The organism is Pseudomonas sp. GW821-FHT02B10 (assembly GCF_059421865.1).
Genome location: NZ_JBWKVU010000003.1, coordinates 511,484 through 524,494, shown reverse-complemented (window position 1 = coordinate 524,494; position 13,011 = coordinate 511,484). Strand labels below are relative to the sequence as shown.

Annotated in this window: 13 protein-coding genes; 4 read left to right on the top strand and 9 right to left on the bottom strand. The window is 63.3% G+C overall.

Translation table 11 applies throughout. The features are described 5' to 3' along the window. Positions 1-98: 98 nt before the first annotated feature. The 4 genes from AC07VU_RS09800 to mgrA all read left to right on the top strand — a co-directional run bounded on the left by AC07VU_RS09800 (position 99) and on the right by mgrA (position 3,348). The gene (locus AC07VU_RS09800; RefSeq protein ID WP_495029782.1) at positions 99-989 is read left to right on the top strand and encodes a LysR family transcriptional regulator; all 891 of its coding nucleotides are present in this window, start codon (positions 99-101) and stop codon (positions 987-989) included. A 123-nt stretch (positions 990-1,112) separates the two neighbouring features. After that, positions 1,113-1,295: a type II toxin-antitoxin system HicA family toxin gene (locus AC07VU_RS09795; RefSeq protein ID WP_007925285.1), complete on the top strand. Its 183-nt coding sequence runs from the start codon at positions 1,113-1,115 to the stop codon at positions 1,293-1,295. A 29-nt stretch (positions 1,296-1,324) separates the two neighbouring features. Further along, positions 1,325-1,726 (top strand): type II toxin-antitoxin system HicB family antitoxin, encoded by a 402-nt coding sequence (locus AC07VU_RS09790; protein ID WP_009041686.1) that lies wholly within the window; start codon positions 1,325-1,327, stop codon positions 1,724-1,726. A 584-nt stretch (positions 1,727-2,310) separates the two neighbouring features. Then, the gene (mgrA, locus tag AC07VU_RS09785) at positions 2,311-3,348 is read left to right on the top strand and encodes an L-glyceraldehyde 3-phosphate reductase (protein WP_053259262.1); all 1,038 of its coding nucleotides are present in this window, start codon (positions 2,311-2,313) and stop codon (positions 3,346-3,348) included. Between the two features lie 149 nt (positions 3,349-3,497). On the opposite strand, the gene AC07VU_RS09780 is transcribed toward mgrA, so the two are convergent. The 9 genes from AC07VU_RS09780 to AC07VU_RS09740 all read right to left on the bottom strand — a co-directional run bounded on the left by AC07VU_RS09780 (position 3,498) and on the right by AC07VU_RS09740 (position 12,748). After that, positions 3,498-3,926, bottom strand: a complete 429-nt coding sequence (locus AC07VU_RS09780) for a type II toxin-antitoxin system VapC family toxin (RefSeq protein WP_007925281.1) — start codon at positions 3,924-3,926, stop codon at positions 3,498-3,500. Then, the gene (locus AC07VU_RS09775) at positions 3,923-4,168 is read right to left on the bottom strand and encodes a FitA-like ribbon-helix-helix domain-containing protein (RefSeq protein WP_062823999.1); all 246 of its coding nucleotides are present in this window, start codon (positions 4,166-4,168) and stop codon (positions 3,923-3,925) included. The genes AC07VU_RS09780 and AC07VU_RS09775 overlap by 4 nt, the downstream gene beginning before the upstream one ends. 127 nt (positions 4,169-4,295) lie before the next feature. Next, on the bottom strand, positions 4,296-5,135 hold the full coding sequence (gene tauD / locus AC07VU_RS09770) for a taurine dioxygenase (protein ID WP_457275424.1): 840 nt from the start codon (positions 5,133-5,135) through the stop codon (positions 4,296-4,298). Positions 5,136-5,314: 179 nt separating this feature from the next. Continuing rightward, positions 5,315-6,154: a taurine ABC transporter permease TauC gene (tauC, locus tag AC07VU_RS09765; protein WP_007925274.1), complete on the bottom strand. Its 840-nt coding sequence runs from the start codon at positions 6,152-6,154 to the stop codon at positions 5,315-5,317. Then, positions 6,151-6,945, bottom strand: coding sequence for a taurine ABC transporter ATP-binding subunit (tauB, locus tag AC07VU_RS09760; RefSeq protein ID WP_053259265.1), 795 nt, complete (start codon positions 6,943-6,945; stop codon positions 6,151-6,153). Before tauB ends, tauC begins: the two co-directional genes overlap by 4 nt. A gap of 94 nt (positions 6,946-7,039) precedes the next feature. After that, positions 7,040-8,017: a taurine ABC transporter substrate-binding protein gene (gene tauA, locus AC07VU_RS09755; protein WP_007925265.1), complete on the bottom strand. Its 978-nt coding sequence runs from the start codon at positions 8,015-8,017 to the stop codon at positions 7,040-7,042. 224 nt (positions 8,018-8,241) lie between these two features. Next, a complete protein-coding gene (gene gshA, locus AC07VU_RS09750; RefSeq protein WP_457242153.1) occupies positions 8,242-9,825 on the bottom strand; it encodes a glutamate--cysteine ligase in 1,584 nt (527 codons plus the stop codon). 215 nt (positions 9,826-10,040) lie between these two features. Next, positions 10,041-10,424: a PaaI family thioesterase gene (locus tag AC07VU_RS09745; RefSeq protein ID WP_016702565.1), complete on the bottom strand. Its 384-nt coding sequence runs from the start codon at positions 10,422-10,424 to the stop codon at positions 10,041-10,043. Then, positions 10,424-12,748, bottom strand: coding sequence for a Tex family protein (locus AC07VU_RS09740; protein WP_274305243.1), 2,325 nt, complete (start codon positions 12,746-12,748; stop codon positions 10,424-10,426). The genes AC07VU_RS09745 and AC07VU_RS09740 overlap by 1 nt, the downstream gene beginning before the upstream one ends. Positions 12,749-13,011 lie beyond the last annotated feature (263 nt).

Here is a 13,011-nt window from a genome sequence, read left to right as displayed (position 1 = left end):
TGGAAGCAGACTCACATGTTTACCCAGGGTGATAAATGCGCCAGAGTTGGCTTGACTGTTCAATAATCGCCAACAATCAATGAGCCCTGGAGCCCGTCGTGGATCAAGTCAAAGCGATGAAGGTGTTTGTGCGGATCTACGAGCGCAGCAGCTTCACCCTGGCCGCCGAGGACCTGAACCTGCCGCGCGCCACCCTGACCCATACCCTCAACCAGTTCGAGGCCTGGCTCGGTACCCGCCTGCTGGAACGCAGCACCCGCCGCGTGCGCCCGACTCTCGACGGCGAGGCCTATTACCAGCGCTGCGTACAGCTGCTGGCGGAGCTGGAAGAGGCCGAACTGGCGTTTCGCACGGTGGCGCCGAAGGGGCGTTTGCGGGTCGACCTGCATGGCACCCTGGCCAAGTACTTCGTGATTCCGGCCCTGCCCGAATTCATGGCGCGCTATCCGGAAATCGAGCTGTCCATCAGCGAGGCCGATCGTTTTGTCGACCTGATCGCCGAAGGGGTGGACTGCGTGTTGCGCGCCGGCACCCTGGGCGATTCGTCGCTGATCGGCCGGCGCGTGGCCAACTTGCAGCAGATCACCTGCGCCAGTCCGGCCTACCTGCGCAAATACGGTGAGCCGAAGAGCCTCGACGAGTTGTCGCGGCACCGGGCGGTGAACTATGTCTCGCGCACCACCGCCAAGCTGTTTCCCTTCGAATTCATGGTCGATGGCGAGCTGCGGGAAGTCGCCATCGAGGGTGCGCTGTCGGTGTTCGGCGCGGAAATCTATGCAGCCTCGGCCGTGGCCGGGCTGGGCATCATCCAGTGCCCGCGCTACCGCATGGCACAGCAGATTTCCCAGGGGCTGGTGCAGGAGATCCTCACCGATACCCCGCCGCCGCCCATGCCGGTTTCCGTGCTGTACCCACACAACCGTCAGATGTCGCCACGGGTGCGAGTGTTCGTCGACTGGCTGGCGGAGGTTTTTGCCAGGGCGGTCTGAAAAGGGCCAGGCGGCACCGGTCATCGCCGCTTTCTGTATTGATTATCTGAATGTGTATAGTGTGTATTACTCGCCTTCGGCTGGGTATTGTGGTTTTTCGGGACGTATCGAAAGGACACGGCAATGCGCAGTCGGGAACTGATCAGGATGATCGAGGAGGACGGGTGGTATCTGATCGCGGTCAAAGGCAGTCATCACCAATACAAGCATCTGCACAAGCCGGGGCGGGTCACTATTCCCCACCCGGATGCGGATCTGCCCAAGGGCACGATCCACAGCATCTTGAAACAGGCGGGCCTGAAATGAGGCCGGCCTTGAACGAAGAGGTCAACGAGATGAAATTCCCGGTCGTGCTGCACAAGGATGCCGACTCCGGATATGGCGTGATCGTCCCCGATGTGCCGGGCTGTTTTTCCGCCGGTCATACCGCAGCAGAAGCCTTCGAGAATGTGAAAGAGGCCCTGTCGCTGCATTACGAAGGCCTGGTCGCCGATGGTGAACCGCTGCCCCAGGTGCATGAGGTCGACGTGCATATCGACAACCCCGATTACGCCGGTGGCGTGTGGGGCATGATCGAGTTCGACATCACGCCTTACTTCGGCAAGGCGGTGCGCTTCAACGCCACCCTGCCGGAGCAACTGCTGGAACGCATCGACCAGACGGTGAAGCGCGACCAGCGTTACCGCTCGCGTTCGGGCTTTCTCGCGGCTGCCGCTTTACGCGAACTCTCCGCCTAGGCATTGCCCGCCCCCATGGTTCCCATGGGGGCATGCCTGGCATCTGTCCCTCGATATTTTCCTGTACTACCCAGGCTTTGGAACCCTTCGTTTCGGCCCGGCAGGGTGGCGTTTTAGCGTCTATAAACAACGGGTGCAGCGCTTTGTTCGATGCCGCCATTCCTGGTTTTTCCGGGCGGTGCAGCACCGCCTGGGCCCTGTGTTTCCTGGGTTTTGTTCGCTGATCCGGCTTCCGGTCGACGGCGTCATTTAGCCGGGATTTTCATCGGCTGAGCTTCCCCTCCAGCTACGATTTCGTACCGTGGTACGTGGTACGTAATTAAATATTTCGACAGTAATATCTATTTCCTGTTTTCGAACATCCGATTTGGGCAATAGCGCGGTGCCAATGCCACGTTCGAGCGTTCCGCCAGCGGGTGTCAGATCGTTTCTGTCATTGGCCACTCCTGCAGTGGCCGCGAGCGCGCCTGGGCGTATGCTGGGCAACTTTCTGGCGTTTGGCTGATTCATATGCTGCAAGGGCGCTGCCCCACACCCATGTGCATTCGCTTAAACCTGGGCGTTCAGGACTAAGAGAGGATTCGATGACTTACCTTGCTGCCGAAAACCGCTACGACTCCATCCCCTACCGCCGCGTCGGACGCAGCGGCCTGGTGCTGCCGGCGCTGTCCCTGGGCCTGTGGCACAACTTCGGCGACAGCACGCCGATCGACACCCAGCGTTCGTTGCTGCGCACCGCCTTCGATTTGGGCATCAACCACTTCGACCTGGCCAACAACTACGGCCCGCCCTATGGCAGCGCCGAGATCAATTTCGGTCGTTTGTTGCGTGAAGACTTCAAGCGGTATCGCGACGAGCTGATCATCTCCAGCAAGGCCGGTTGGGATATGTGGCCCGGTCCGTATGGCCAGGGTGGTGGCTCGCGCAAATACGTGCTGGCCAGCCTCGACCAGAGCCTGCAGCGCCTGGGCCTCGACTATGTGGATATCTTCTATTCCCACCGCTTCGACCCGGACACCCCGCTGGAAGAAACCGCCAGCGCCCTGGCCACCGCGGTGCAGCAGGGCAAGGCGCTGTACATCGGTATCTCGTCTTATTCGGGGGTGAAGACCCGTGAGATCGCAGCCTTGCTCAAGGAGTGGAAAGTGCCGCTGCTGATCCACCAGCCGGCCTATAACCTGCTCAACCGCTGGGTGGAAAAGGACCTTTTGGACACCACCGAAGAACTCGGTGCCGGGGTGATCGCCTTCACACCGTTGGCTCAGGGCCTGCTGACCGACAAGTACCTCAATGGCATTCCCGAGGACGCGCGGGTCAACCGCCCGGGCGGTGGTTCGTTGCAAGCCTCGCACCTGTCCGAGGCCAACCTCGCCCATGTGCGCGCCCTCAACGAAATCGCCCAGCGTCGTGGCCAGAGCCTGGCGCAACTGGCCCTGGCCTGGACTCTGCGCGACCCGCGGGTGACCTCGGCCCTGATCGGTGCCAGCCGGCCGGAGCAGATCGTCGAGAACGTCGGTGCATTGCAGAACCTGAACTTCAGCGCCGAAGAACTGGCAGAGATCGATCGTTTTGCCCGCGAAGGCGGGATCAATCTGTGGGAGAAGCCTTCAACCGCGGAATAGAACCTGCCGTCCTGTTGCAAGGCTGCCGCGGCTTCTGTAGGAGGCAGGCTTGCCGGCGATCGAGAGGGCATGTGCTGTCAGGCATGCCGCCATCGCGAGCAAGCTGCGCTCCTACAGGGGATCTGTGTCGGACTGGACTCTGTGGCCGTTCAGATTTCGAGTGGCAGCCAGGGGTTGATAACGATCAACCCGGTGTCGCTGAAGTCCTTGGCGTTACGGGTGGCGATCGCCGCGTCGTGGACGCGGCATATGGCCGCGATTTGCGCATCCACCAGGCTGATCGGACGCCCCAGGCTTTCCCGGTGCGAAATCAGATGGGCGTAGTAAAGAGCCGCCTGGGTCCCGAAGGGCACGATGCGGTCGATGAAATCTTCCTCGAACATCGCCAGCGCCGACGCATGGAGCATCTGTTTGCGCTTGCCGTGGGGCAGGCGCGCGATGCCGTGAAGAATCTCGGCCATGGTCATGGCGCTGATGTAGAGGTCTTCGACAGGTTGCGCTTCGATCCACAGCAATACCGATGCGTCCGGTTGGGGACGCATCAGTTCCGACAGCACATTAGTGTCGAGCACGATCATTCGCCCAGATCCACCACGCGTGCCGGCTCGGTACGTTCGGGCAGCTCAAGCTTCACTCCGCCGGCCTCGGCAAAGCGTGCCCGGATACGACTGGCCAGGCCTTGGCTGTCGGTTGTTCTGTTCAGGGCGCGGCGCAAAATCAAGCGGGCTTCTTCTTCCATGGAGTGGCCGTTGTGGGCGGCCTCGATGCGCAGGCGCTCTTTGATGTGGTCGTCCAGGTTTCGGATTGTCAGGCTGGCCATGGGTTCCTCCGAATGAAATCAATGCAATCATTGATAGCATAGCCGCGCGTCATCGAGGGTGGGCAACCACTTATCGTTTGGTGACGCCGCAATCACCCGCCAGTCCTGCCGCAGCCATGAATATCGGTTATCGGAAAAATGGCACATCCCCGAGAATCGTCGCGCGGTGCATCACGCGGCGTTGCGGGCGGTAGTCGTCGACCGCGTAGTGCTGGGTCACGCGGTTGTCCCAGAAGGCCACGTCGTTGGCCTGCCAGCGCCAGCGGATGGTGAATTCCGGGCGGGTGGCGTGGGCGAACAGCAGTTTCAGGATGACTTCGCTTTCGCTGTCCGACAGCTCGTTGATCCTGGTGGTGAAGCCTTCGTTGACGAACAGCGACTTGCGCCCGCTGACCGGGTGGGTACGGATCACCGGATGCGACAGCGGCGGGTTTTTCCGCTTGGCTTCTTCCCAGCGCGCCAGGTCCTGCGGAGTATTGCCGAAGCGTTCCAGGGGGAAGGACTTGATGAACTCGTGAGTCGCGGTCAGGCCTTGCAGCAGGTTTTTCATCGGCTCCGAGAGCGCCTCATAGGCCGCGATGCCACTGGCCCACAGGGTATCGCCACCGTAGGCCGGCAACAGCTTGGCGCTGAGCACCGCGCCCAGGGCCGGGGTCGGCAGGAAGGTCACGTCGGTGTGCCAGATGGCGTTGTCGCGTACGTCGGTTTGCGCGGTGTCGAGGATCAGCACTTGCGGCTGTTCCGGCACGTTGGGGTAGATCGGATGGATATGCAGGTTGCCAAAGTTCGCCGCGAAGCGCGCCTGTTGCTGCGGGTCGATCGGCTGGTCGCGGAAGAACAGCACCTGATGCTGGAGTAGCGCCTGCTCGATGATGTCGCGCTGTTCGCCGCCCAGCGGTTGGCTGATATCGACGCCGCTGATCTGGGCGCCCAGGGCGGAGCTTAAAGGGGTGATGGTCAGGCTCATGTCGTTCTCGAATTCAGGTGTGGCTGTAGCCGCTGCCGAGCGCAGCGAGGCTGCGATCGCCTGCGAAGCAGGCGCAGGCTTTGGGCGAGCGCGTTGCGCTCGATCGCAGCCTCGCCAAGGCTCGGCAGCGGCTACAGGGCTACAGGGCTACAGGGCTACAGGGCTACAGATACAGGGTCTCAATGGGCCTGGCCGTGCCAGGGCACCAGCTTGCGCTGCAGGGCGCGCAGGCCCATTTCCATGGCGAAGGCGATCAGGGCGATGACCAGGATCCCCAGTACCACCACATCGGTGACCAGGAACTGCGCGGCGGATTGCACCATGAACCCCAGGCCGCTGGTGGCGGCGATCAGTTCGGCGGCGACCAGGGTCGACCAGCCCACCCCGAGGCCGATGCGCACGCCAGTGAGGATGTCCGGCAGGGCGCTGGGCAGGATCACATGGCGAATCAGCTGGGCCCGGGTTGCGCCCAGGGACTGCGCGGCGCGCAGCCGGGTCGGGTCCACGGTGCGTACGCCGGTGGCGGTGGCGATGGCGATCGGGGCGAAGATCGCCAGGTAGATCAGCAGCACCTTGGACAGCTCGCCGATGCCGCACCAGATGACGATCAGCGGCAGGTAGGCCAGGGGTGGAATCGGCCGGTAGAACTCGATCAGCGGGTCCAGCACGCCGCGAGCGATGCGGTTGTGGCCGATGGCGATGCCCACCGGGATCGCGCTCAGCACGGCAAAACCCAGGGCCAGGCCGATGCGTCCGAGGCTTGCGCCCAGGTGCTGCCACAGGGTGGAGTCCATATAGCCGCTGGTCACCAGCAGCCAGCCCTTTTGCAGCACGGCGGAAGGTGGCGGCAGGAACAGCGGTTCGATCAGGCCGCTGGCCGTCACTGCCCACCATAGGGCGAGCAGCACGACCAGGGTCAGCACGCTGATCCAGCGAGTGCTCAGGCTGCGGCGCAGGGGCACCGCGGTGTGCGGGTTAGCGGCTTTGGTCGTGGTGGCTGGGAGGTCGTAGCTGTTCATGCGCGCTCCTGCCGCAAGACGGCACTGCGTTGGGAGAACACCCGGGCCAGCACGTGTTCGCGGGTTTCGATAAAGCGTGGATCGGACTTGATTGCCCGGGCCGATTCGCCGGCCGCGTAACGCCGGCCGAAGTCCAGGCTCAAGCGCTCGACGATTTGCCCCGGGTTGGGAGCCAGCAGGATCAGGTCGGTGGCGAGGAACACCGCTTCCTCGATGTCGTGGGTAATCAGGAACACCGGCTTGGCGGTGCGTTGCCAGACTTGCAGCAACAGCTCCTGCATCTGCTCGCGGGTGAAGGCATCGAGGGCGCCGAAGGGCTCGTCCATCAGCAGCAGCCGCGGGTCGGCGGCCAGGGCGCGGGCCAGGCCCACACGCTGGCGTTGTCCACCGGAGAGCTGCCAGATGCGCCGTTTGTCGAAGCCGGCCAGGTCCACCAGCGCGAGCATTTCCCGGGCGCGGGCTTCGCGCGGGTCGCGGGCAATGCCGGCCAGTTCGAGGCCGAAGCCGACATTGGCCAGCACGTCCTGCCAGGGCAGCAGGGCATCGTCCTGGAACACCACGCCGCGTTCGGCGCTCGGGCCGGCGACTGGCACGCCGTCCAGGGTGATTCGTCCGGCGCTGGGTTCGACGAAGCCGGCGATCAGGTTCAGCAACGAAGTCTTGCCACTGCCGGAAGGGCCGAGGGCGACCAGCAGCTGCTGGGGCCCGAGCGTCAGGGAAATATCCGCCAGCACCGGTTCGGCGGCGCCGGGGTACTGTGCGCTGATGCGCTCCAGTTGTAGCAAAGCCATGACGGCGCGCTCCTTGTTCAAATGCAGCCTTTGTCGAGGTGAGACGTTGTACGAGAAGTGCCGGGCTGGGCCCGGCGACCTCTGCGGCGAATCTTCAGTGGGTGATGTACTTGGCGCTGACGTATGGCGCGTAATCTGGCAGTACCGCCTCGACCTTGCCCTGTTCCTTGAGGAACACCGCGGTGTCGGTGATGGCCTTGGTGGTCGGCGCGCCAAGGCTGATGACCTGGTCGGCCGCCAGTGGGTAGACGTTGCCCTGCAACAGCAGCGGAATGTCGCTGGCCTTGGCGCCGGAGAGTTTCACCAGCTTGTCGACGTTACTCTGCTCGGCCAGCCAGGCTTTTGGGTCCTTGCGGTAATCGGCGTAGGCGTCGAGGGTCACCTTGGCGAAGGCGGTGACGATTTGCGGGTGCTTCTCGGCGAAGTCCTTGCGCACGATCCAGGCGTCGAAGGTCGGCGCGCCGAACCGGGCCAGTTCGCCGGAGGTGATCAGCACCTTGCCGTTTTCCTTGGCCACGCCCAGCGCCGGGTCCCAGACGTAGGTGGCGTCGATGTCGCCGCGTTTCCAGGCGGCGATGATCGCCGGTGGCGCCAGGTTGAGAATCTGTACTTTCGCCGGGTCGATTTTCCAGTGCTTGAGCGCGGCCAGCAGGCTGTAGTGACCGGTGGAAACGAAGGGCACGGCGACTTTCTTGCCGACCAGGTCCTGGGGCGTGTTGATCCCGGATCCGTCGCGGGCCACCAGGGCCTCGGCGGCGCCGATCTGGGTGGCGATGAGGAAGGTTTCCACCGGCACCTTGCGGGTGATCGCGGCGGTCAGCGGGCTGGAACCGAGGTAGCCGATCTGCACGTCACCCGAGGCGATGGCGGCGATGATATCGGCGCCGTTGTCGAACTTGCGCCAGTCGATCCTGGCCTGGGTGGCCTTTTCATAGGTGCCGTCGGCCTGGGCGACTTTCGCTGGATCGACGGTGGTCTGGTAGGCGACGGTGACGTCGGCTGCCTGGGCGAACAAGCTCGCGGTAGCCAGGGATACGGCCGCCAGAAGGCGAAGGGGAAAGTGCATTTTCATCATGAAGCTCCTCGACGGGCGGCCAAGTGTGGACGTGAGAGGAGACTAAATGATCTAAGAATCTAAAAATAAATAACTTTTTAGAATTAGCTTAAAAGAGGAATCTTCTAAAGAGAGCACTTTTTTGAAGGGGAGCGCTTTGCGCTCCATCGCGAGCAAGCTCGCTCCTACAGGACAGTACTGTGTAGGAGCGAGCTTGCTCGCGATACAGGCGGCGCGGTGTGTCAGTTACTGATTGCCAGGATACTCGCCTGGTACGAGCCGACAAACACGTCGAAATCACCGACTTCGTTGCGTTCCAGCTCGGCCTGTTGCAGCAGGGAGCTGCGCGCGGCTTCTTCGAAACGTGCCTGGTCTTCCTTGCTCAGGGGCTCGCTGCGGAAGAACTCGGCGTGGGCCAGGCTCTGGCGCAGGGAGAACTGGCTGAAGCTTTCCTTGTGCTCCTGCATGGCGGCCAGGACCTGGGCCGAAGGCGTCAGGGACGAATCCTTGACCTTGGCCAGCTGGGCGTCCAGTGCCTTGCTGTGGGCGTCGCTGCCGTGGCTGCGGTCGAGCAGGGCGGCCAGCGGCGCGATCTTTTCCAGCAGTTCGCCGGCCCATTCCTTGAGCTCCACCAGTTGTCCCTGGCGCAGCAGGTGCAGGCCCGGACGACGTCCTTCCTTGACCACTTTGAGGAAGTTCGAGGTGGCGTTGCCGCACTCGTTGTTTTCCAGCAGCGGACTCTCGTTGAGCGCGCAATACAGCAGGAAGGCGTCGAGGAAGCGGGATTCCTGCACGTCGATGCCCATCGGCAGGAACGGGTTGATGTCCAGGCAACGCACTTCGACGTACTGGATGCCGCGGGCCATCAGCGCCTGGATCGGCCGCTCGCCGGTGTAGGTCACGCGTTTCGGGCGGATGTTGGAGTAGTACTCGTTTTCGATCTGCAGGATGTTGGTGTTGAGCTGGACCCACTCGCCGTCCTGGTGGGTGCCGATCTCCACATACGGCGCGTACGGCGTGGCGACGGCCTTGCGCAGGCTGTCGGTGTAGCTGTTCAGGTCGTTGTAGCAAGGGGTCAGGCCGGCCTGGGCGTTGCTCTGGTAGCCCAGGTCGCTCATGCGCAGGCTGGTGGCATACGGCAGGTACAGGGTCTCGGCGTCTAGTTGTTCCAGCTGGTGCGAGCGCCCGCGCAAGAAGCCCGCGTCCAGCGCCGGCGAGGCGCCGAACAGGTACATCAGCAGCCAGCTGTAGCGGCGGAAGTTACGGATCAGCGCGATGTACGCCGAGGACTGATAGTCGCGATCGCTGCCGACGAAGCCTTCGGCCTGCTTGAGCAGCGGCCAGAGCTGCTCCGGCAGGGAGAAGTTGTAGTGGATCCCGGCGATGCACTGCATGGTCTTGCCGTAACGCAGGGCCAGGCCCTTGCGGTACACATACTTGAGCTGACCGATATTGGAGGTGCCGTAATAGGCGATCGGGATGTCTTCCTCGGCCGGCAACGGGCACGGCATCGATGGACTCCACAGGTACTCGTTGCCGAGCTTGCTGTAGGCGAAACGGTGAATCTTGTCGAGGCTGGCCAGGGTGTCAGCCGGATCGGCCAGGGCCGGAGTGATGAACTCCAGCAGCGACTCGGAATAATCGGTGGTGATCTGTTCGTTGGTCAGCGCGGAACCCAGTTCTTCCGGGTGCGGGGTCTGTGCCAGGCGCGCTTCGCCGGTCACGCGCAGGCATTCGCGCTCGATACCGTGCAGGCACTGCTCGAGCAGAGAGAGGTTAGCGCGCTCGCCGAGCAGAGCCAGGCGGCGGTTGAGAAGTTCGCTCAAGTTGGATTCCTTCACGCGTCAGTCGCCCCAATATGGGGGTGGGCAGGACGGTCTACAAGGGTGAAGTTGAAACTGGCGTTTTCGCCTGGTCGTTGAGCCTTGCCGGCCCGCTTTGCAACGCCATTGCTTCATCCTTGATCCGGCTCTTGCACGCGCAAAAAAACTCCGGCGCCGTGTGTGCAGCGCCGAAATTAACTCAAATCGAGGTTGAGGGGCTATAGAACAGCGAACGTGCCTTGTGCTTTAGCGACCAGTTTGTCGCCTTGCATCACATCGGCCTCGACCACCAGGGTGCGGCGGCCCGGGTGGAGCACCCGGGCGTGGCAGACCACGTCGCCCTCGGCGACGGCGCGGATGTAGTTGATCTTGCACTCGATGGTCGCGCTCTGCTGGTCGAAGCCGTGGGAGCTGGAACAGGCCAGCCCCATGGCAATGTCGACCAGGCTGAAGATCGCCCCGCCGTGCAGCTTCTGGCCGCGATTGCGCAGCTGCGGCGTCAGCGTCAGGGCGACGTCGGCTTCCCCGACCTCCAGGCGCTGCAGACGGCAGCCGAGCAGTTGGCTGAACGCGCTTTCGGTCAAGCCGGCCGGGATTTCCATCAGCGTTTCTTCAACTGCTTGGCGTTGGCGAACAGCGACGCCATGGCGTTGTTGGCCGGGGCTGCGGCCACGGTTTCCTTGCGCGGGGCGCTATTGCCCGACGAGCGTGGCGCCGAGCCTGGGCGCGAACCACGAGCGCCGTCGATCTTCTCGCCCGGGGTGTCGCTCATGCGCATCGACAGGCCGACGCGTTTGCGCGGGATGTCGACTTCCATGACCTTGACCTTGACCACGTCGCCGGCCTTCACCGCCTCACGCGGGTCCTTGATGAACTTCTCCGACAGCGCCGAGATGTGCACCAGGCCGTCCTGGTGCACGCCGATGTCGACGAAGGCACCGAAGTTGGTGACGTTGGTCACCACGCCTTCGAGGATCATCCCCAGTTGCAGGTCCTTGAGGTCTTCGACGCCTTCCTGGAACTCGGCGGTCTTGAACTCGGGACGCGGGTCGCGGCCCGGCTTGTCCAGTTCCTGGAGGATGTCGGTGACGGTCGGCAGGCCAAAGGTCTCGTCGGTGAACTTCTTCGGATCCAGGCGCTTGAGGAAGCCGCTGTCGCCGATCAGCGAGCGGATGTCGCGGTCGGTCTCGGCAGCGATGCGTTGCACCAGCGGGTAGGCTTCCGGGTGCACCGCGGACGCGTCCAGCGGGTTGTCGCCGTTCATCACACGGAGGAAGCCGGCGGCCTGTTCGAAGGTCTTTTCACCCAGGCGGGCAACCTTCTTCAGCGCGGCGCGGGTCTTGAACGCACCGTTTTCATCGCGGTGGCTGACGATGTTCTGCGCCAGGGTGGTGTTGAGGCCGGAGATCCGCGCCAGCAGCGCCACGGACGCGGTGTTGACGTCCACGCCGACGGCGTTCACACAGTCCTCGACCACTGCATCCAGGCCACGGGCCAGCTTCAGCTGCGACACGTCGTGCTGGTACTGGCCGACGCCGATGGATTTCGGATCGATCTTCACCAGCTCGGCCAGCGGGTCCTGCAGGCGGCGGGCGATGGACACCGCGCCACGGATCGACACGTCGAGGTCGGGGAATTCCTTGGCGGCCAGTTCCGACGCCGAATACACCGAAGCGCCGGCCTCGGAGACCATGACCTTGGTCATGCGCATGGCCGGGTATTTCTTGATCAGCTCGGCGGCCAGCTTGTCGGTTTCACGGCTGGCGGTGCCGTTGCCGATGGCGATCAGGTCCACCGAGTGCTTGGCGCACAGCGCGGCCAGCACGGCGATGGTCTGGTCCCACTTGTTGTGCGGTACGTGCGGGTAAACGGTGGCGTGGTCCAGCAGCTTGCCGGTGGCGTCCACCACCGCCACCTTGCAGCCGGTGCGCAGGCCCGGGTCGAGGCCCAGGGTCGCGCGCGGGCCGGCCGGAGCGGCCAGCAGCAGGTCGTGCAGGTTGTGGGCGAAGACGTTGATCGCCTCGGTTTCGGCGTTGTCGCGCAGCTCGCCCAGCAGGTCGGTTTCCAGGTGGGTGTAGAGCTTGACCTTCCAGGTCCAGCGCACCACTTCGCCGAGCCACTTGTCGGCCGGGCGGTTCTGGTTCTGGATGCCGACCTGCTGGCCGATCATGCCTTCGCACGGGTGCATGGTGCCCGGCAGTTCGTCGCCGACTTTCAGCGCGGAGCTGAGGATGCCTTCGTTGCGGCCACGGAAAATCGCCAGGGCGCGGTGCGACGGCATGCTCTTCAGTGGTTCGTCGTGTTCGAAGTAATCACGGAACTTGGCGCCTTCCTCTTCCTTGCCGGCGATCACGCGGGCACTGAGGGTGGCTTCCTGCTTGAGGTAGTTGCGCAGCTTGTCCAGCAGGCTGGCGTCTTCGGCGAAGCGCTCCATGAGGATGTACTTGGCGCCTTCGAGGGCGGCCTTCACATCGGCCACGCCTTTTTCCGCGTCGACGAAGCGCGCGGCTTCGCTTTCCGGGGTCAGGCTCGGGTCGTTGAACAGGCCGTCGGCCAGTTCGCCGAGGCCGGCTTCCAGGGCGATCTGGCCCTTGGTGCGGCGCTTCTGCTTGTACGGCAGGTAGAGGTCTTCGAGGCGGGTCTTGGTGTCGGCGAGCTTGATGTCGCGGGCAAGTTCCGGGGTCAGTTTGCCTTGCTCCTCGATGCTGGCGAGGATGCTGATGCGCCGTTCGTCGAGTTCTCGCAGGTAGCGTAGGCGCTCTTCCAGATGACGCAACTGGGTGTCATCGAGGCTGCCGGTCACTTCCTTACGGTAGCGGGCGATGAAGGGCACGGTGGAGCCTTCATCCAATAGAGCGACGGCCGCTTCGACCTGTTGTGGGCGTACGCCGAGTTCCTCGGCAATGCGGCTGTTGATGCTGTCCATAAAACCACCTGACAAATTGTGAAGCAGGCTCGCCGGCACGGAAAATTGGCCTCGGCGAGTCTGGTTGAGCGGCCTGGCGTGCGCCGCTGCCTGGATCAAAAGGCTGCCTGTTGACCCGTGAAATCGAACAATTACTGCCTGGCCGGGAAAAATAAAAAGTGGCCACGGGCGGTAACGATCAGACGTTGCCTGACACAAAAGGCGGCGCATTATAACCAGCGTTCCGGTCTTCGGGGGTATCGGCCCACTGGCGGCCGACGGCG